Source organism: Enterococcus ratti, from assembly GCF_001886195.1.
GTDB classification, from domain to species: Bacteria; Bacillota; Bacilli; order Lactobacillales; family Enterococcaceae; genus Enterococcus_B; species Enterococcus_B ratti.
The window spans coordinates 35,381-55,939 of sequence record NZ_JXLB01000002.1 but is presented as its reverse complement, the minus strand read 5'-3'; the positions used below and the strand labels follow the sequence as shown (position 1 = coordinate 55,939).

Annotated in this window: 17 protein-coding genes and 1 pseudogene; 4 read left to right on the top strand and 14 right to left on the bottom strand. The window is 32.4% G+C overall.

Annotated elements, in window-relative coordinates; genetic code table 11:
* Positions 1–514: 514 nt before the first annotated feature.
* The 6 genes from RV14_RS01090 to RV14_RS01065 all read right to left on the bottom strand — a co-directional run bounded on the left by RV14_RS01090 (position 515) and on the right by RV14_RS01065 (position 5,328).
* Complete coding sequence (locus tag RV14_RS01090) at positions 515–2,446, bottom strand: hypothetical protein (protein WP_071854508.1); 1,932 nt, start codon at positions 2,444–2,446, stop codon at positions 515–517.
* A gap of 2 nt (positions 2,447–2,448) precedes the next feature.
* Positions 2,449–2,691 (bottom strand): hypothetical protein, encoded by a 243-nt coding sequence (locus tag RV14_RS01085; RefSeq protein WP_071854507.1) that lies wholly within the window; start codon positions 2,689–2,691, stop codon positions 2,449–2,451.
* Positions 2,692–3,131: 440 nt separating this feature from the next.
* Positions 3,132–3,374, bottom strand: a complete 243-nt coding sequence (locus RV14_RS01080; protein ID WP_002338246.1) for a hypothetical protein — start codon at positions 3,372–3,374, stop codon at positions 3,132–3,134.
* A 9-nt stretch (positions 3,375–3,383) separates the two neighbouring features.
* Entirely contained in the window at positions 3,384–4,304 is a 921-nt protein-coding gene (locus RV14_RS01075; RefSeq protein WP_071854506.1) for a hypothetical protein, read from the bottom strand.
* A gap of 20 nt (positions 4,305–4,324) precedes the next feature.
* On the bottom strand, positions 4,325–4,594 hold the full coding sequence (locus RV14_RS01070) for a preprotein translocase, SecE subunit domain protein (protein ID WP_245785427.1): 270 nt from the start codon (positions 4,592–4,594) through the stop codon (positions 4,325–4,327).
* Positions 4,595–4,758: 164 nt separating this feature from the next.
* Entirely contained in the window at positions 4,759–5,328 is a 570-nt protein-coding gene (locus RV14_RS01065) for a recombinase family protein (protein ID WP_002338243.1), read from the bottom strand.
* 377 nt (positions 5,329–5,705) lie between these two features.
* Between RV14_RS01065 and RV14_RS01060 the strand changes: the two genes are divergently transcribed.
* Positions 5,706–6,326, top strand: coding sequence for a hypothetical protein (locus RV14_RS01060; protein ID WP_071854504.1), 621 nt, complete (start codon positions 5,706–5,708; stop codon positions 6,324–6,326).
* 535 nt (positions 6,327–6,861) lie between these two features.
* Positions 6,862–7,782 (top strand): hypothetical protein, encoded by a 921-nt coding sequence (locus RV14_RS01055; RefSeq protein WP_071854503.1) that lies wholly within the window; start codon positions 6,862–6,864, stop codon positions 7,780–7,782.
* Between the two features lie 22 nt (positions 7,783–7,804).
* Here RV14_RS01055 and cptIN read toward each other — a convergent pair whose 3' ends face one another.
* On the bottom strand, positions 7,805–8,302 hold the full coding sequence (cptIN, locus tag RV14_RS01050; protein WP_071854502.1) for a type III toxin-antitoxin system CptIN family toxin: 498 nt from the start codon (positions 8,300–8,302) through the stop codon (positions 7,805–7,807).
* A gap of 258 nt (positions 8,303–8,560) precedes the next feature.
* Positions 8,561–9,133: a tyrosine-type recombinase/integrase gene (locus RV14_RS01045; protein ID WP_071854501.1), complete on the bottom strand. Its 573-nt coding sequence runs from the start codon at positions 9,131–9,133 to the stop codon at positions 8,561–8,563.
* A 253-nt stretch (positions 9,134–9,386) separates the two neighbouring features.
* On the opposite strand from RV14_RS01045, the gene RV14_RS01040 reads away from it, so the two are divergent.
* Positions 9,387–10,550: a site-specific integrase gene (locus RV14_RS01040; RefSeq protein ID WP_071854500.1), complete on the top strand. Its 1,164-nt coding sequence runs from the start codon at positions 9,387–9,389 to the stop codon at positions 10,548–10,550.
* A gap of 362 nt (positions 10,551–10,912) precedes the next feature.
* Here the strand turns inward: RV14_RS01040 and rpsI are convergent, their stop codons facing one another.
* The 4 genes and pseudogenes from rpsI to RV14_RS12885 form a co-directional block, all read right to left on the bottom strand.
* Positions 10,913–11,305 (bottom strand): 30S ribosomal protein S9, encoded by a 393-nt coding sequence (gene rpsI, locus RV14_RS01035; RefSeq protein WP_071854499.1) that lies wholly within the window; start codon positions 11,303–11,305, stop codon positions 10,913–10,915.
* A 15-nt stretch (positions 11,306–11,320) separates the two neighbouring features.
* Positions 11,321–11,749 (bottom strand): 50S ribosomal protein L13, encoded by a 429-nt coding sequence (gene rplM / locus RV14_RS01030; RefSeq protein WP_034686358.1) that lies wholly within the window; start codon positions 11,747–11,749, stop codon positions 11,321–11,323.
* A gap of 335 nt (positions 11,750–12,084) precedes the next feature.
* Positions 12,085–12,552: a Dps family protein gene (locus tag RV14_RS01025; RefSeq protein WP_071854498.1), complete on the bottom strand. Its 468-nt coding sequence runs from the start codon at positions 12,550–12,552 to the stop codon at positions 12,085–12,087.
* 139 nt (positions 12,553–12,691) lie between these two features.
* A pseudogene (locus tag RV14_RS12885) lies at positions 12,692–14,234 on the bottom strand (gluconokinase).
* 76 nt (positions 14,235–14,310) lie between these two features.
* On the opposite strand from RV14_RS12885, the gene RV14_RS01015 reads away from it, so the two are divergent.
* Positions 14,311–14,988, top strand: coding sequence for a prepilin peptidase (locus RV14_RS01015; RefSeq protein WP_071854605.1), 678 nt, complete (start codon positions 14,311–14,313; stop codon positions 14,986–14,988).
* Positions 14,989–15,070: 82 nt separating this feature from the next.
* Here RV14_RS01015 and msrA read toward each other — a convergent pair whose 3' ends face one another.
* Together msrA and rpoC are read right to left on the bottom strand one after the other, a co-directional pair.
* Entirely contained in the window at positions 15,071–15,595 is a 525-nt protein-coding gene (gene msrA, locus RV14_RS01010; RefSeq protein ID WP_071854497.1) for a peptide-methionine (S)-S-oxide reductase MsrA, read from the bottom strand.
* Between the two features lie 1,311 nt (positions 15,596–16,906).
* Entirely contained in the window at positions 16,907–20,557 is a 3,651-nt protein-coding gene (gene rpoC, locus RV14_RS01000) for a DNA-directed RNA polymerase subunit beta' (protein WP_071854495.1), read from the bottom strand.
* Positions 20,558–20,559 lie beyond the last annotated feature (2 nt).

Here is a 20,559-nt window from a genome sequence, read left to right as displayed (position 1 = left end):
ATAGAGTAAAACATGTTATCAATGTCCTATTGTTTGTGTGAAGATGATTCTAAAAAATAAAAAAACAAATAATCACCACTTTGTTATATTTTAAAATTCTAGGCAGCAAATTTTAGCTATTTGACTAAACCTAGGCAGTGCTATTAAGCAAGCAAGCCTTTGACTTGCTACTACCTAAAAACAAGAGAAGAAAACATCCTCTTTTTAAATTTCAATATTCCTATTATAAGTAAGCAAAGCGAAGCTTTGCTAATACTCAATCAGTATGTATGATTATAAACCTACATATTATGCACCATCAAAATTGAATTGGAACTTTCGTAGAGAAAACCCAGTTTTTCTGGTAAAACTTGTTAGGTTTTATAATCATACAACAAATAAGAATATATAAATAATAGTTATTTATTGTATGATTATAAAAGTTATGATTTACCCCTAGTTTTATTGAAGAAATCGAATGAAAGTTACAATTCAATAAAACTATGGTATAACTTATACAATCTCTTCAATAATACTAATTTTTCACGTATATAATACTTCTACTCTTAATTTCATTAGATATTTTATAACTATCTCTAATACTGTTGGTTACTCTGATAAGCTCTAAATCATAGTCTTTACAGATATTGGCACGACATTGTTTTACCAGATATTCAGCATCTTTCTTTGTTTTTTTCTTTAATAGATATTTATAAACATAAAAAATTATATCTCTTTCAGCCACATAGTTCTGTGTTTCTATTTTTCTTAAAATGAATTTAGCTATTTTCAACTCATTTTCCTTTTTTGATTCAGATAATAAATTTTCATCTACTTTAATTTTCTTAGATACTACAGTTGTTTCTCTTTGCTTAAATACATTACTAGCAATATCCTTTCCCAAAATTCTAGCAATTCCTTCGAAATTCAAAGCATTCAACGTATAGTTATTATCATACAATTCTTTAGATATAGTCTCCGATTTTTCCATGTCAGCATTTTTAAACTCTATAAAATTTGTATGATGGTATTTATTGCTTATTATTTTTTCATAAGAATTTTCCGTGTATTTTTCAAATAATTCAGCAGGTATTTGTGATTCTTCTAGCTTTTCAATATTTTCTGTAATCGCCAATTTGTTAATTACTTTATGAATTCTAGTGTGGTCGTATTTTGTACCTAAAACAATATTTATTTCTTTTGCAATATTTTCACTTGTTAGGCATAGTAAGTGTCGAACTTCTCCTGTTTTAAAATCTTCATACATATACTCTGAAAGCATATCCAATAACGCAATTGAAATACGTAAGTCACTTCCTAGAAATTTAGTAAATTTGGGATATTCAGTGGCTAATTTTTCACCCTTCAATACTTTTCTAAAGAATTGAATTTTATCAATTTGTTCTGCTGATTCAGAAGTTCTATCCAAACTACTTCCAGTTAAATATAATAATAAATCGATGGATTTGCAATGGGCTTCATACCCAGTTAGATTTAACAGTTTAGCAACCACTCGTAAAATATCTAAATTGGCAAAAGAATCCTTATTAAATCTATGATAAATTTGTGTGCCATCTTCCCATCGAATCACGCTCGCACTTGGATTTTCATCTTTTTCTAAAATATCATGAAACGGTTCTGATTTAGGTAGTTCTAAAAACTCTCTCATATCAATTGTTTGCCTTAGTATCACTCGTGCATTTGTGTAAGAAGGATATATTTTAGAAATTTCTGAATCGAATTTATCTAGGATAATCGCTCTTGCCTCATCAATTGATTCTTGCGTATTTTCTTTAATTAGTTGCCAAACCAGCTTTCTATCTTGAATTTCATATTGTTCGTTATAAATTTCTGATTTTACTATTTTGTTTGACTGTTTTTTCATTGGCACAATATCGCTTGTAAATTCTTTAACATTCAAAAGATTGGAAAAATGAACTTCTTCATATCCTCGATTACTTCCAAAAAATAAACGGTTAGGATTGGAACATTTTCTATCAGCAGATGGGAATAAACGAAATAATTTAGTATAGATATTCCCAATCAGTAAATAATCTTTTACTGATTCATTCAACACAAAAACGACTCTAAATTTATCAACTATTGCTTCTTTATCAGAGAAGGTTCGATACATGAAACAAGCATTTTGTTTAATAAAGTCATGATTTCTTACATAGTCATAAGTTGTTACTCCATATTCTTTTATATCTACTTTAGAATTATCAAAATCAAGCATAATCAGTTGTTGCTGTTTAAAATTAATCGAATGTATGCGTTCAGAAAACTCTTCTGTTTCAAAATATGTTGCTAGCATACTTGTTTTTCCTTTAACAGCAATACTTTCAGCAAATTCCTGAACTTCTTCTTTCTTTATTTTTTTATATAAAGTATTTTGAATCAATCTGATTTCATTAAGATTAGGTTTACTCCTTCTTTGAATATCTTCCATACACAACTCAATTTTCATTCTTATAACTCCTCCTCAAATAATTTTCCATATTTAAATTCCAATAACTCCTCTAATAAACTTAATTTTTCTTTACTTATCGTTCGTTTTCCTTTTCTGAAGTTATGTAAATTTTGATAATGAATCCCCACAGCTTTAGCTATAATCGTCATCTTCACTCCATAATATCCTTCTAAAGTATCTAATCGTCTTTTTACTTTTTCTTGTCTTACAATCGTTTCCTCTGTCAATTTATTATTTATCATATTGATTATCTCCTTATATAATTATTAGTTATCTAATCACAGCTGGACCTTACCATCATTTAAAACGAAAGTAAAGAAAATCTATCATTTATTTTTAGACAAAAAATCCCTTCTTTTACCTACTAACTTTAGAAAGAACCAAACTAATTAAAAACATTGATTTATCAACGTTTTATTTACTTCTTCTCGTTTCTACATACAAAAAAACACTTCAAATTGAACATGAAGTGGATAATTCCCCATAAAAATTTTTTCACGTTCATTCTAAGGTGTTTTTTCAAAAATCACTCTTTAAAAGCTTGATATAACAACAATCTATTGATTTTGTCAACAATATAAAAACCCCTATAAAATCAAGGTTTTAAAGGGGTCATTTTTTAAGTGGTTTTTGACAATAATTTTGAGATAAATTTTTTTCAAAAAAAGAGACATGATTTTACTCATATCTCTTTTAATAATTCTTTTTCTTTTGTTATCACATGTTTATCCCAAAGACAAGCTACTAATTCTTCACTGAATAATACTCTCTCTTGTTCTTCAATAGATAAATTGATAAATTCCTTATACAAAGCAGTAGCTACTCCATTGATTACTACTTTAGGAATAGTTACATTCGCTTGAACAAATGCTTTCTTCACTTTATTTTGAACATATTTCTTTTGGGCTAATTGATTAGTATTCATCTATTCCCCTTACATGAAAAAGTAATTAAACATTGCTATAGTGAAGAAATATTGTTCAAATTTATCTAAAGCTCCATCAAACACTTGCTTGTATAAATAAATAGTTTCATTATTATCCGTTAGCGAGACATATACGTTATCTAAATGAGAAGTCTTTTTCCAATTAATACTCACTTGATTGTTCAAAACCGCAAGCGATGGAGCTTCTTCATTTTCTAAACTACTTAACATTTTACTTATATCTCTTGTATCTGTCGCCTGTTTCGCATGTATTGGTTTTACTGCCAGTAGTGCTTTTTCTACACGATTTTCTTCTGTTACCAAGTCTTTCACAGTGTGCAAGCTTATCATTATTTCATCAGATTTTTTAGTCACCAAATAATAGTTTGTTTCACCAGAACCTTGATTTAAAAGCATAGCCACAAATTTATCATATTTACTACTGTCTATTTGTAAATTTGAACCAATTTCGGTTGGCTCTACAACTTCGGCTTTAGAGTTACCTATATAAAAGAATGGATTTGAAGCACTAGGATTGCCGTTATAAAATAAGGTACCTACATTTAATCCATCCATTTCAAATGCTTCATAAATATCTTTTTGATTTACAACAATATTCGTATTAAACCTATCATCTTCAGTTTTTATTTTATCTTCTAAAGATACTTGAAAAGTGCTTTCATCGTTTTTCAACTGTTTAAATTCATCTATTACACTTACTTCTTCAATTTTTTCGGTTGAATTTGTAGCTGTATTGCTATCAGAACTGCTTTCATCTTGACCAGTTTCTTCTTTAATTGTCGAAGAACTGCTACTAATTGCTTTTACTTTCACTGGTTCTTTTACTTGTGAATATAAATAAGCTCCTGTTACACCACTTATTATCATAATGCTTACTAAAGCTACGCCCATCTTTAGCCAATTTTTCATTTTATTCACTACCTATCTTATTATTTACTTGCCTTTACTCCGATGAATAAAGCTATTGCGACAAAAATAAATAGAAACATTGGATGGCTCATCAAAAAATTGAAACCTAGAACTAAAATTCCAATAATAATACCAAATCCAATCAACCAACTGATACATCCTCCCAGACACCCTCCTTCATCTTTATCAGGAACCTCTATCATTTCTTGAAAAATCCTTCCGCCTTTAAGTGCCATATTTTCAATCCTTTCTAACTCTTTAATAAAGTAAAAATCCAAGGTTTTTGCCACGACAAAAAAAGACCAATATATCAACCTTTAAAACATTGATATACTTGTCTTTTTCTGTTAGTTATTTTTTTAATAAAATATCGGTAAAAAACCTTGGTTTTGTACCGATTAATTGCCCTGTTATACTACTAAATTTTATCGTTTGTCCATTAAAATAGCAAGTACTATTTTCTTGACAAACCTTCACTTTTAGCTAAATTATAGACCGTTTTCACACTAACACCACATTTTTCAGCAATTTCATTTAGTGACAATTCTTTATTCTGATATAACTTTAAAACTTTCTTTTTCGTGTTATTTTTTACTTTAGGTCTCCCAAGTTTCTTGTTTGAATTCGCTAAGGCTTCTTTTGTTCGGATACTGATATTTTCTGCTTCAAATTCTGCAATAGCCGCTAAAACGGTAAAAAATAGTCTTCCGGTCGCTGTTTTCGTGTCTACACTCTCTTGAATGCTTTTCAGATGAATACCTTTTGCATTTAATTCTGACATTAGATTCACTAATTGCTTGCTTGACCTGCTTAATCTAGCTAAATTGTAAACAAGTAAAGTATCCCCTGTCTCTAAATTTTCTAACGCTTTTTCAAACTCTATTCGCTTTTCTTTCCTACCACTAATTTTTTCAGAATAAATAATATCTGGTTTATACCGCTCTAACGCCTTTTTCTGGACTTCTAATCCTAAATCTTGTGAACTAGTGCTTGTTCTGATATATCCAATGACTTTATTTGTCATCCTGCAAAACCTCCCTTCTTTCTTTATTTTAATTGTTTATTTTCCACACAAAAATACCCTAGTATCACATAAAAAATGGATACTAGAGCAAATTAGGGATTTTCTATCATATAGAGGGAATACAATTATCCAATATTGTATCTATTTATATGACAATGGTGTATTTCATCAAGGTATACATTTATTATTGCATCAAAAATAACAAATGTCCAGCAAATCAATCCTCCTTTACTTTTCTATTATTTCCCTTTAAATACTTTATTATTCTAACCAAAATGCTTTGTTACAGAAATTATCCAGTTCTATAAAATTGATTTATCATAAGTACTTGCTATAATTTATACTACAATAAAATAACAAAAAGGAGGTCATTTTTTATGACAAATGGAACAAGTCAAGGACTATTTATAGTTGTTGCAATAATTATATTTGGTATTTTTATAGCTATTAGTTATTTATTATTTAGAAATACTTTAAAACCTAGCTTATCGACAATATATTGTGATTCTTTTGAACAAATAGATGAGAACACCAATCTATTAGACACTAATAATAGTAAATGTATGAGAAAATTTAACAATTCTTTTGAAGTTAAAGGTTATTTTAATATTTGGTTTAAAGGAGCGAATTGGGGACCTATCATTTGGACACCAGATAATACAGAAATAAGAACAATTAAACTAAGTCAAGCATCAAATGGAATACCTACAATAGAGAATGGATATGTTCTTGTTGATAGTATTTCCGACATTAATGTTGCTGTAAAACAAGATGCTATTGATAAAGGATTTGGAACAAACAAGACACGTGAAGCATATATAAGTATTAACGGAGAAAAAGAAATATACTTAGGTAAAGCGAATTATTCAAATGTAAGCTGGGGAACAAATAAAGGATTAAAACTAAAAATCGGTGAAGTAAATACAATTAAGATGAAATACATCAATGTTCATGGTGGAAAAACAGTATATACTTTACAGGTAATAATACTCAATTAATACTTGATTTCTCTCTAATAATTTTATTAGAGAGTTTTTTGTCAACAATTTTAAAGACATGATTCAAATTTCCATCATCTATTTTAAGATGATATAATGAAGGGGTGAAGTAGGGTTAGGATACATATGAATTTGGGATGCTCTTGTGGGATACTTTTAGGAATTGAACACTCTTTTTTATTAAATTACCACCCCTTCATAAACCCTACATCTATAAAAATTATAGGCTACATAATCCCTTCACAAACCCTACATAAAGCATTTTTTAATAAAAGCAGATGAGAACTTTTTGAGAACTTTCATGAGAACTTTTATAAAACTACAGGAAATTTGACAGGATTTTGAAAAAATTGAATGGAAACCTCCGTGAATTTTTTCTAACTGGCTGCTCCTTACAATTATCCTAATTTTCTACTAACTTACAATCAGCAAATTGAATGGATAGTTTTAAGGGATAGTTTAGAGAGTGAACAATTAAGTTTACTAAATATAATATATTATCAATTATACAAAATTACTATTGGAGGGAGTGAACATGACAACACAATTTGTAAACAAACGAGCAATTGACACAGAAGAATTATTTCAGATAATAAATAACTCAGATGGCATCTATGAATCCACCCTACTAAAGATTCTTCAGTGCAATCGAATCAGTTTAGAAAGTCGGTTAAAAACACTTGAAAAAAATAAAATGATTACGAAACAAAAATTGGGAAAATATTTCTTTTATACGAACCATTTTGATTCTAAGAATTTAAGCCTATTAGATAGACAAACTAATGTTGTTCAAAAACTTGTAGCTTATAGTATTTTTACAGAAAATATTCATATTATAACGAATTGTGACCATCAAAAAGAATTGTATTTATCTTGTTATTCTTCAGGTAAAGATACTTTTCAAACTAATGAACATCTAAAACTACAAGCGAATAAATTAGTGAATCAATTACCACAACAATCTGAAGAATATAATTTTTTTGTCGAATGTATCAAAAATGTATTAACTAAATTTCCTATTCGAGTTTCATGTCTTCGTAATAAATTAGATATAAACTATCACACACATTCATTAGATATGATTGATATTTTAGTTGTTCCTAACATTGAATATTTACCACTAATTGAGCTAAAATTAGATAGTTTTTCATATAGAAATTCGGAAAAGAATAGTCAGTATATACGTGACGATATACTGATTTATGTTGAAAACCTAGGTAAACTTATTTTCTATGAAATGGAGCAAAACAGACAATATGGTGTTCATGTGATTTCTTCTCTAATGGATTTCTATTATTATGTCGCTAAATTTTCTAAGTCAAAGACTTCACTATACTTTACTTCAAATAAACAAGAATTTAATTATGCACATAGGCTCTATACTAGAAGTCAACAAAATAAAGAAAAGTTTAATACAGTTCAGCTAAAAAAGAGCAAACAAAAAGCACAATCTTGACTGACTGTGCTTTTATATTATTTTAAGAATTTCTCCTGTTATTATTTTGTAATAATTGTCGTTCTATTTCTAAAACATCAGGAAAAATTAAACGTATACCTCTTCTATGTAGAGCTAAAACTCTTCTTGCTTTAGTTAATAATTCTCTCTCCAGTACGCCATCTATTCGGACAGCAACATTTGCACGACTATCTAAGTATTCATTTTTTATATAATTTCTTGATGCAGGACACATATTTTGAATTAAAAATGCTTTTTCATGACCTAATACATTCCCGAATACTATTGTGTCACATCGATTAAACTTATTTATCTTACTTTGATATATTGCTCTAAATTTTGAAACTTGAGAAGAAAATGGTATTAACCAATATAAGCTAGTATTCCTATCTTGAAATGCATAAAAACAAGGTCTATCGTGAAATACACCATTAATTCTTTCTCTGTTTTTCATTAAATATTGGTCTGGAAAATCTATAAAATACTGGTCTTTTAAGTAATAAAAATGCCCTACATTCATTCTTTTCCTCCTACAAAAAAACTCTATTCAAAAGAATAGAGTAAAAAAATCATTTGAACTCGACCTTTTATTAGTCGTATATCGAGGAACGACAAATATTTGAACTCGACCTTTTATTAGTCGTATATCGAGGAACGACAAATATTTGAAAAGATAAACTTCTTATCTTCACTTATATGTTATCATATATAATTTTCTATTACAAGTGATTCGATAAAAAAATTGTTGATAAAATCCACTGTTGGCTAACTTAGATATTCAACCTAATGGATTAAACTTATCTAAACTTGCTCGAATTTCTTCCTCTTCTAGCCCAATATACCGAATCGTGATTGCTTGACTAGAATGATTCAAAATCTTCATTAATGTGGGAATATCCTTGAATTGGCGATAGTATTTATAACCAAACGTCTTCCGCATCGTGTGTGTGCCAATATAATCTAATTCAAGGGTGTCTGCGACTCTTTGCAAGACTTTATAGTATTGATGGGTTCCTAACGGTTTAGAATGGTCAGAAGGTCTATAAAATAACCAATTAGATTGTCCATCATGATAAGAATTTAAATAATCAATTATTAAACTAGTCAAATTGGATAGATTTAATTCTCTTTGTTTATTTGTCTTTTTCTCGACAATGACTGTAGTAGTCTTATTTTGAACATCAGAAACTTTCAAATTTAAAATATCAGAAATTCGTAAGCCAGTGAAAATACCTATGGTAAATATCAAATGGTCTCTTTTCCCATGTTTTCCTTTTTTCAATTCCGTTAAAAAATCTACCATCACTTGTTTATCTTTTATAGGTTTTACATTAATAATATTTCGTGTCATTTTGCCTCCTCCTATGCTGTTTTAAAGGGATACTTTTACATTGAATAATAATTAAAGTATCCTTATCATCTTTGTGGTCTGTTTCGATGTTGATTTATCAGCATCGACAAAGGATACTAATTACAAAAGTATCCATCACATGGACCTTTATAGCATCATAAATAACGGAGAGCAAATTTGTAGAACATCCTAGATATCCTTCCTGAAGCGAGGTATAATCGCTGCACACTTCTGAAGAATTGGAGCGATTATATTGGCTAGAGTAGACAAATATATCAAGAAAAATGGAGAAACTGCTTATAAATTCAGAATATTCCTTGGTTTAGATTATAATGGAAAACAAAAGTATATTAAAAAGTCTGGATTTTCAACAAAAAAACAAGCACTTGAAAAATTAGCTGAAATAGAAGGGAAAATTGAAACTGAACAAAAATATATTCAATTATCATTTCAAGATATGTATAAAGAATGGTTGATTACCTATAAAGATTCTGTCAGATTGGTTACATACAACAGAACAATTGATTTGTTTAGATTAAAAATATTACCTGTTTTTGGTAAAAAATATGTTGATGAGATAACTACAGAATTCTGTCAGCAAATACTAAATAAGTGGGCGAAGGAATATCATAAATATAAAGCTTTAAAGGGTTACACCCAACAAATTCTTGATTTAGCAATAAAAAAAGATTTAATTCAAAAAAATCCTATGCGATTATGCACAATGCCAAAGATAAATAAATCTCGAATGAATATTGCTAATACTGTCGAATTAACAAGTAGTAATATCGAAAATTACTATGACAAGAATGAATTGAATAATTTTTTAGATGTACTGGAGCAGAACTATGATTATATGTGGTTTACAGCTTTTCGATTATTGGCTTTTACGGGAATGAGGAAAGGCGAACTGATGGCTTTAAGATGGTCTGATATACGAGCTGACAGTATTATCGTAAATAAATCAATGACGATGATTAAACGCATTGCTTACGTATCAGACACTAAAAATGAACAAAGCAATAGAGTAATTAGCATCGACCCTACGACTTCTAATATTTTAATGACTTGGAAAGAAAAACAACAGGCACGCTATATTAATGTTAGGGACAATCATTTAGTATTTACAAGAGACATTCCATTAAAACACGAAAAAGACCAACCATTCGACCCTGACTATTTGAATCGTTGTATGAAAACTGTTGTTAAAGAAAATAAAGAAATAAGAGAAATTACAATTCATGGGTTTCGGCATACTCATTGTTCATTGTTATTCGAGGCAGGAGCAACATTGAAAGAAGTCCAAGACCGTCTAGGTCATGCTAATAGTGATATAACTTTGAAGATTTATACTCACGTCACAACTGAGGCTAAAAGAGAAACAGCAAATAAACTTGCTTTATATTTAGATAGCTAAGAAGCTAGTTCATACGAATTAGCTTCTTTTTTAGTTCAACAAAAATAAATTTTCTATTCACCTATTAAAGGCTTTCCATACATATTAAACAAACGTAAGACACATAAAACACAATGTTTTACGTCCCAAAATCAAAATCCATTATTGTATAACAAATTTATTGCAGTCACATTACCTAACACTGCTAAAAACATAGTAAACATTAGAATTAAATAAAATTTAAAAATAACAGATTTTTCCAAGTCTCGAAAACATTTTATATAGAAAAGGGTCTGTAAAATAGACCCAATTTTCAAGGAATTTAGCTAAAAAAAGACACCATCCAAACGGATGATGCCTTGAAATCCTTGATATAATAAGGATTAACGTTTTGAAAATTGACTTGCTTTTCTTGCCTTTTTTAACCCTGGTTTTTTACGTTCGACCATACGTGCGTCACGTGTAAGCAAGCCAGCACGTTTAAGAGCCAAACGGAAATCAGGATCAACTTCTAGCAATGCACGAGCAATCCCATGACGGATAGCTCCTGATTGTCCAGCATAACCTCCACCTTTTACGTTAACAAATACATCATAAGCGCCTTTTGTTTCAGTAACAGCAAAAGGTTGATTAATTACTTCACGCAAGTCAGCATGCGGAATATATTCTTCAACATCTTTTTTGTTTACAGTAATTTTACCAGTTCCTGGTACCAAACGTACACGAGCAACTGCATTTTTACGACGGCCTGTGCCGATATATTGAACTTGTGCCAATGAAATTCCCTCCTATTAGATTAAGTTTGTAATGTCTAAAACTTCTGGTTGTTGTGCTGCATGTGGATGCTCTGCGCCAGCATATACATTCAATTTTGTAAATTGTTTGCGACCTAAAGTATTTTTAGGAAGCATTCCTTTTACAGAAGTTTCGATCAAACGACGAGAATTTTTAGCACGCAATTCGCCAGCAGTAATTGATTTCAATCCACCTGGGTAGTTGCTATGACGGTAATAAATTTTATCAGTCGCTTTTTTACCTGTTAATTTCACTTTGTCTGCATTGATGACGATGACAAAATCGCCAGTGTCCAAATGAGGGGTGAAAGTTGGTTTATTTTTACCACGTAGTACAGATGCAACAACTGTTGAAAGACGTCCTAATGGAACATCAGTTGCGTCTACTACATACCATTTACGTTCTACTTCGCCTGGTTTGGCCATATATGTTGTACGCACGTTAGTTTCCTCCAATTTAAGTTCTGATGTTTGACATACACTTTGAGTTTCCGGGGCTCTTCGTGGGGCAAACAATACCATTTAACATATTACCTTCTAATCCCCTTAATGTCAACGTTTTTTCTTACTAATAAAAAACTTCTCTTTATTAAAACCGTGTTTGCCTGTTACTTTTTTCAACTATACCTATGACCAGCTAAAAATAATTTATTTTAATATTAGAGTAAATCTAAGAAAAAACAAATAAAAACTGCGAGGAAAATTATTCTCGCAGTTTTTCTACTATGCTATATTTAATATAATAATCACGTTTTTAAGCTTTACGCATCAATTTCCGGTGCTTTACCTAAATGGGCTTGAATCATCCAAATTCGTTTTTCAGTAGCAGTTTTAAATGCAATAAAGATATCTTGCGTGGAATCATCGCCTTCTTCACCAGATACTTCAATTCCTTTTTGATAAAGATCAGCTAAATAACGGTAGCCTTTGACAAGAATTTCCAAACGTTCGGGAATATTACGATCCCATCGCCCCACTTCATCAGAAATTTTCGTGTTGTCTGCAAATTCACGTAATGTTGAGTATGGAGACCCATCTAAAGTAATTAAACGTTCAGAAATTTCATCTAATTGTTCATTTAAATCTTCCATGAATTCATCCATCATTGGATGTAGCGTCAAAAAACCCGGTCCTCGCATGTACCAATGTGTTTGATGCACAACAGCAGACATTTGGCTCAAATCTGCTACTAATTGATTAAGTATTTCTTTTGTTTGTGTAAATTTCATTTTCTTTTCTCCTCCTATATCTCTCTTTTTATAATTTAAAGCATAGTAGACTTTTCGTCAAAAGTACAATGAAACCGATTAATTGAGAATGATTTTCATTATAAATTTTTTGTAACAGAAATTTCTTTTTAAAATAAACTCAGTCCTTTTCTTTATCGACCTTTAACATTTCACATAACTGAGCAAGTGGCTGATAGGCATTAACTAACTGTTTTTGCATCTTAACAAAAACCGGATAAATTTTTTGATAACTTTCTTGCATGTTTTGTTGAACTAATACTTGTGATTTCAACTGAATTTTCCCAGTTGATTCGCTTAATTCGGTGATTTTTCCGATCCCTTGCCATCCTAAAAAAACAGCTCCTAAAGCAGATGATTCTGAAACGGTTGGAAAAATAAGTGGACAACCAAGAACATTAGCCATCAACTGGTGAAAGATAACCGATTATGAAAATCCGCCAGTAGTTCTAATTTCAACTACCTGTCCCTGTTTACAAACGCCAGTCAAGATTCTTTTAAGATTGAAACAAATGCCTTCTAAAACCGCCCGCATCATTTCTTTTTCTGTATGATCCCTTCTTAAACCTAAAAACTACTAAAAGCTTCAGGTTCCCACAAAGGAGCATATTCTCCTAACAAATAAGAACAAAAAAGTAAACCATTCGCACCCAAAGGTACAAAAGAAATTTCTGAAAAAAATGTAGTATAAGCATCTTCTCTTGTATTGATTGTTTCTTGTACAACTTCTTTCATCAATGTTTGATTTGCCCAAGCCAAAATTCCTGCTACATTACTTGTCGCACCGCCAATTACCCAATGTGTTCGGTCGAGCACGTAACAAATGGTCTCCATTTGAGAATGCAGCGGTGGTTTATTACTAACAAATCTTAATGCCCCGCTCGTTCCTACAGTTAAAGAAGCAACATTTTCTCCAAACGTACCTAACCCCAAATTAGACAAAAGTCCATCGGTACCTCCCAACATAAATGGTATATCATTTTAAAACCCTAATCTTTCTCTTCTTTCTTGATTCAATCAATTTATCTTAGTTGTTGGAGGAAATAACTGTGGCAACTGATTTTTATTGATAGATAAGTACTTTAGTACATTTTCAGTCCAGTTAAATTGATGGATATCAAAATAGCCTGTACCTGAAGACGCAATGTAATCGCAAATGAGTTGTTGAAATAAGCAATAAAAGATATACTCTTTAATACCAATATAATATGCTGCTTTTTTCGTTAATTCTGGTTGAGTTTCTTTTAACCACTTTATTTTAACAAGCAGTGACATAGGAGGAAGCAGTGTACCAGTTTGTCGATACAATTGTTTTCCCAAATCGCTACATTTCACTTCCTTGCTTGATCTTTTGCACGATTATCTGTCCATGTCATCATACGAGTTAAAGGCTTTTTATTTTCATCTAATAAAATCAAACTATGCATCACCGTAGAAAAAGAAATTACTTCAATAGTTGTATCCACAGCTAATTGCTTCCCTACTTTTTGAATCACCGTACATCCCCCATGAAAAATTAATTCTTGATCTTATTCAGCCATTTCTCGTGTTTCTTGAATCATAGGATTAAAAAAGTAGGAGGAAGCGATTACTTCGGTTTGATCATTAAATGCTACCGCCTTGATTTGTGTAGTTCCAACATCGACTCCGATTGAGATATTCATTTTGTCACCTCTAAAAAATACATAAATATTTTATTTCTGACGTATCTTTCTTTAAAAGGAGGATACGACTATGTTTTTGCTTCTTTATTTTATCATTGGATGTTGTGTCAGTTCATTCTTATGTTTAATTGCACAACGACTTCCCCAAGGACACTCTATTATTTATCCACGATCACATTGTGTCAACTGTGGTCATCCCTTATCTTGGAAAGAAATAATTCCACTTCTTTCTATTTGCCTCCAACGCTTTCGTTGCCGGCACTGCCGTTGCAAAATTTCACCCATATACTTCATAGCCGAATTAATCGGTGGTAGTTTATGCATTTGGCTTTTTTCCTTTTCTGTCAACACGAACAGCATATTAATTTTTTGGTTTCTTTCTGCCTTTTTACTTTCACTAATGGATTGTTTTTACCTAGTAATCGAGGCAAGAACGCTGTATTTTTCATGGATCATTTTATGGATAGTTTGGATTATAAATGGAGAATTTCAATTGTTATGTTTTTTCAGTCTTTTATTAATTAGTTTCCCTTTGATACGTTATGCTTCCCACTTTTTAGGATTAGGAGATATTTTATTACTTTTAAGTTGGAGTGGCGGTTTAACACTGGAGCGTTTTATCCAATTATTATTTATTTCCAGTCTCCTAGGCTTACTATTCTCTCTTTTTTCTACCATTCATAACAAAAAAGAAACAAAACTGCCTTTCGTTCCTTTTTTAAGTACTGCTTTACTCTTACTACATTTGCCTTAAAAAATTATCCCTTCTAATTCGTCTTTCTTCTGATAGATACTAAAGGCGCATACGAACGAATACTGCCTGATAAAACGCTGCTTCACTTTTCAAACCAGTGCTTACGTAAAAAATTTCCACGACCGGAGCCTTCTCGATACAAATTATAATGTAATTTATTTTTCTTGTAATAGTCTTGATGGTAGTCTTCAGCAGGATAAAATTCACTTTTTGGTTCAACTTTAGTTACAATCGGTCGATCAAATCGACCGCTTTCTTGAAGTCGTTTTTTTGATTTTTCAGCAACCCCACGCTCTTCTTCATTACTATAGTAAATGACCGGACGATAAGAATCTCCACGATCAGCAAATTGCCCAAACGCATCAGTAGGATCAGTTTGTTGCCAGTAGATCTCAACTAGCCGGTCGTAAGAAATGACAGAAGGATCATATTCAATTTCAACTGCTTCTGTATGACCAGTCGTACCAGTCGTCACTTGTTCATAAGTGGGATTAGGCATATGTCCGCCTGTGTAACCGGATGTCACCGCAATAATTCCGTGCTGTGTCTCAAACGGTTTAACCATACACCAAAAACAACCACCTGCAAATACTGCTTTTTTTGTCATATAATTTCCTCCTCGTAAACGATTATTCATCTAATAACTTTCATTCAACTATTTATAAATTGTAAAATTTATTGCATGACACATTCTTTGCAGAATTGATTTTTTATTACGTGATTCTTCCTACTATACGCCTTAAAAAAATCTATTATCCCTATTACATTTCTCACTATTCATTACTTCGATAACAAACTCAACTTTCAAATAACAATTGAAGAAAGCTGCCAGCTCTTTGATCTCCGTATTCTATTAACTAAAGTGTCACTTCCAAAGGAACCCTAAAATATCAATTCAATCCAAAAAGAGTTCTCCTTCCATGAAATTATTGATCCGAATCAGCGTCCACACCAAAAATTAAAAATTTGCTTTCTAACAAATGAGGATTCATTGACTATTTACCTGAAGTTTCTGTCTCTAATGATATTAAAGAAGCTATATTCGCATGAGAAAGCACTCTGATAGTTAATGGGTACTTAATTGGTTAAACTTCTTTTCATCATACCTTGATTTACAAAAGGAAGATAATATTTTGCTTAATGAAACAGCCTTTTTTTGCATGTCCCATTTAAACCCAATTAACATAGTTAAATTTTCACTAATTTTATACCCAAATTTCTTAGGACATAGGCAAAAATTTCTCTTCCTGCTAATCTTTTTATAAAGTTTGCTCTTTTTTATTCCCTTGTGGATAACTTTAATTTCTGCTTTCGTTAATTTTTTCCACAAAAAAGAAAAAATTAGTTTTCTTTTTTCCCCTGTGGATAATTAATATACGGTATTATCCTTGATAGGTATTTTTTACTAATTCTTTTACATAGAGGAAAGACAATCATGCCAAAAAAAGATTCATCTCTATAAAAACTTATTCAAAGTATTTCAACCAATAAAGGCGCCAATTTTATTAATACACACTGTACACTTTCTGAAAAACTTGATTCAACTTCTATTATGTACAAATTATTAAAAGAAAATTTAAACCAGAATCAATACAATAAAGATAAAAGTCGCTTTCTCAGCCGCTAATAAAACCTTTTGGCAAAAAAGAAATCTTACGTTTTAAAAAATAAAAAGATGTTTACGAAACAGTACGTTCAATGCTTGTGGTTCTGAATAAATTTTATTTAAAAAAATTACTTCTCATCACTGTGATACAGCATATAAAAAAGTACATATTTGTTTCTATACTTTTTACTTTTTTCATGAAACACTCCATTTTATTTTGAATGAGACCATTGTTATATAGTCATTTTTGTTAAAAAAAACAGAGCCGAGATTCTTTCTCAGCCCTGTTTTTTTAACATTTTCAAATTCTATCTAGTTTTGTTCATTCATTGCGTCTTCTGCTGCCATCTGTGCTTCAATGTCAGAAATACTATAAACATTTTCACTTGCAACACCTACTTCTTTTGGTTCCATGTTACGGTAACGCGCCATACCAGTACCAGCCGGAATGATTTTACCAATGATAACATTTTCTTTCAAACCAAGAAGGGGATCTTTCTTCCCACGTATCGCAGCATCCGTCAAGACGCGTGTTGTTTCTTGGAAAGAAGCAGCAGATAAGAAACTATTTGTTTCTAACGATGCTTTTGTAATACCTAGTAGGACGGGACGAGAAGTTGCAGGAACTCCGCCAGATACCAACGTATTGTAATTTTGGTCTTTAAAGTCTGCAATATCCATTAATGTACCCGGCAAAATATCTGTATCCCCCGGATCCATTACACGAACCTTACGCAACATTTGGCGAACCATTACTTCGATATGCTTATCACCAATTTCTACCCCTTGCATACGGTAAACACGTTGGACTTCACGTAGCAAGTAATTTTCAACAGATAACACATCACGAACTTGTAATAATTGTTTTGGATCAATTGAACCTTCCGTTAACGGTGCACCACGATGGATCATGTCCCCTTCAGCTACTTTCATACGTGCCGTATAAGGAACAGTATACGTACGTGTATCAGTCTTCCCTTTGATTGTTACTTCTTTCGTACGTGTAGCCGCATCTTCTGAAATATCAATGACATCACCTGTTACTTCTGTAATTACAGCTTGACCTTTTGGATTACGAGCTTCAAATATTTCTTGAACACGAGGAAGACCTTGCGTGATGTCATCTCCAGCAACTCCACCCGTATGGAAAGTACGCATAGTTAATTGAGTCCCCGGTTCACCGATGGATTGTGCAGCAATTGTACCAACCGCTTCTCCCACTTCCACGTCAGAACCTGTAGCCAAGTTACGACCATAACAATGCTTGCAGACCCCATGCTTTGTATTACATGTAAAGACTGAACGAATCGTCACAGTTTCAACACCGGCATCAACAATTTGTTTTGCTACATCTTCTGAAATTAATTGATTTCCAGCAATAATCAGTTCATTTGTTTCAGGATGACGTACTTCTTTACGAGTATAACGACCAATCAAGCGATCTTCTAATGATTCAATAATTTCATTTCCTTCACGAATAGCTTGAATTTCAAGTCCTCGATCCGTTCCACAATCTTCTTCACGGATAATGACATCTTGAGCCACGTCAACTAAGCGACGAGTAAGATATCCTGAATCGGCTGTCTTCAAGGCTGTATCTGTCATTCCTTTACGTGCCCCGTGAGTAGAAATAAACATTTCTAATACAGAAAGTCCTTCACGGAAGTTTGAGATGATTGGCAACTCCATAATTCGACCATTCGGAGCAGCCATCAACCCACGCATACCAGCAAGCTGCGTAAAATTGGAAATATTCCCACGCGCCCCTGAATCAGACATCATGAAGATTGGATTTTTCGCTTCTAAGCCTTCCATCAATTTTTGTTGGATGCTATCTTTTGCGGCATTCCAAACAGCAATGACGCGTTCATAACGTTCATCATCTGTAATCAACCCTCGACGGAATTGCTTGGTAATTGTTTCAACTTGTTTATGGGCATTCTCAATAATTCCTTGTTTTTCGTTCAACACACTAATATCAGCAATCCCCACCGTAATACCCGCATGTGTCGAATGTTTATATCCCAAATCTTTCATACGGTCAAGCATCTTAGAAGTTTCCGTTACTTTGAAACGTTTAAAAACTTCCGCAATGATATTTCCTAAATTTTTCTTCTTAAATGGTAAAACTAGTTCTTGTTCTTTAATGTACGCAGGAATATCCGTTCCAGCTTCAACAAAATATTTATCCGGCGTTTGTACAGTCAAATTGAAATCAGTTGGTTCATTCAAGTAAGGAAATTCTGGTGGCATAATTTCATTAAAAATAATCTTACCAACTGTTGTAATCATGATCCGTTCTTTTTGCCATGGTGTGAAAGGTTTTTCACCCAATGAATTAGGATTTACTCCAATACGTGAATGCAAATGAACGTAGCCATTGCGCCATGCAATTACTGCTTCATTTTGATCACAAAAGACCATTCCTTCGCCTTCACGCCCTTCTTCCTCCATTGTCAAGTAATAGTTCCCTAAAACCATATCTTGAGAAGGAGTTACAACTGGCTTACCATCTTTTGGATTTAAGATATTTTGAGCAGCGAGCATTAACATGCGTGCTTCTGCTTGGGCTTCTTCATTTAATGGAACATGAACAGCCATTTGGTCACCGTCAAAGTCGGCATTGTAAGCTTCACATACAAGAGGATGCAAACGAATCGCACGTCCTTGAACTAAAACCGGTTCAAACGCTTGAATTCCAAGTCTGTGGAGTGTAGGTGCTCGATTAAGTAAAACTGGATGTTCTTTAATTACTTCTTCCAATACATCCCAAACTTCATCTTCTTGCCGTTCAATTTTCCGTTTAGCATTTTTGATATTTGAAGCAAGTTCACGTTGAACAAGTTCTCGCATAACAAATGGCTTGAACAATTCAATCGCCATTTCCTTTGGCAAACCACATTGATACATTTTTAAAAATGGACCAACAACGATAACCGAACGACCAGAATAGTCGACACGTTTCCCAAGCAAGTTTTGACGAAAACGTCCTTGTTTTCCTTTCAACATGTGAGAAAGAGATTTTAATGGACGATTCCCTGGCCCAGTCACTGGGCGTCCACGACGACCATTATCAATCAACGCATCTACCGCTTCTTGCAGCATGCGTTTTTCATTTTGAACAATAATTCCCGGAGCATTCAAATCTAACAAGCGTTTCAAACGATTGTTACGATTAATTACTCGACGATAAAGATCGTTCAAGTCACTTGTTGCAAAGCGACCACCTTCTAATTGAACCATTGGACGTAAATCAGGCGGGATAACCGGAATAACATCCATAACCATCCAACTTGGTGCATTTCCTGAAGAACGGAAAGCTTCTAAAATATCCAAACGTCGGATGGCACGTGTCCGTTTTTGCCCCTGTGCAGATTTCAATTCTTCTTTTAATTCAGCAGCTTCTGCATCCAAATCGACACTTTCAAGCAGTTGTTTGATGGCCTCAGCACCCATTGCTGCTTGAAACTCTTGGCCGTATTGTTCACGTTTTTCACGATATTCACGTTCTGTCAACAATTGTTTTTTCTCTAAGTTGGTATTTCCTGGTTCAATCACAACATAAGAAGCAAAATAAATGATTTCTTCTAAAGCACGTGGACTCATATCTAAAACAAGTCCCATACGAGAAGGAATCCCTTTAAAGTACCAGATATGTGAAACAGGTGCAGCTAATTCGATATGCCCCATTCGTTCACGACGAACTTTTGAGCGTGTCACTTCAACACCGCATCGATCACAAACAATTCCTTTATAACGGATACGTTTGTATTTTCCGCAGGCACATTCCCAGTCTTTCGTAGGACCAAAAATTCGCTCACAGAACAACCCTTCGCGTTCAGGTTTTAAGGTACGATAGTTAATCGTCTCAGGTTTTTTTACTTCACCATAAGACCAGCTTCTGATTTTTTCGGGAGAAGCCAAACCTATTTGCATACTTTCGAATTTATTTACATCGATCAAAA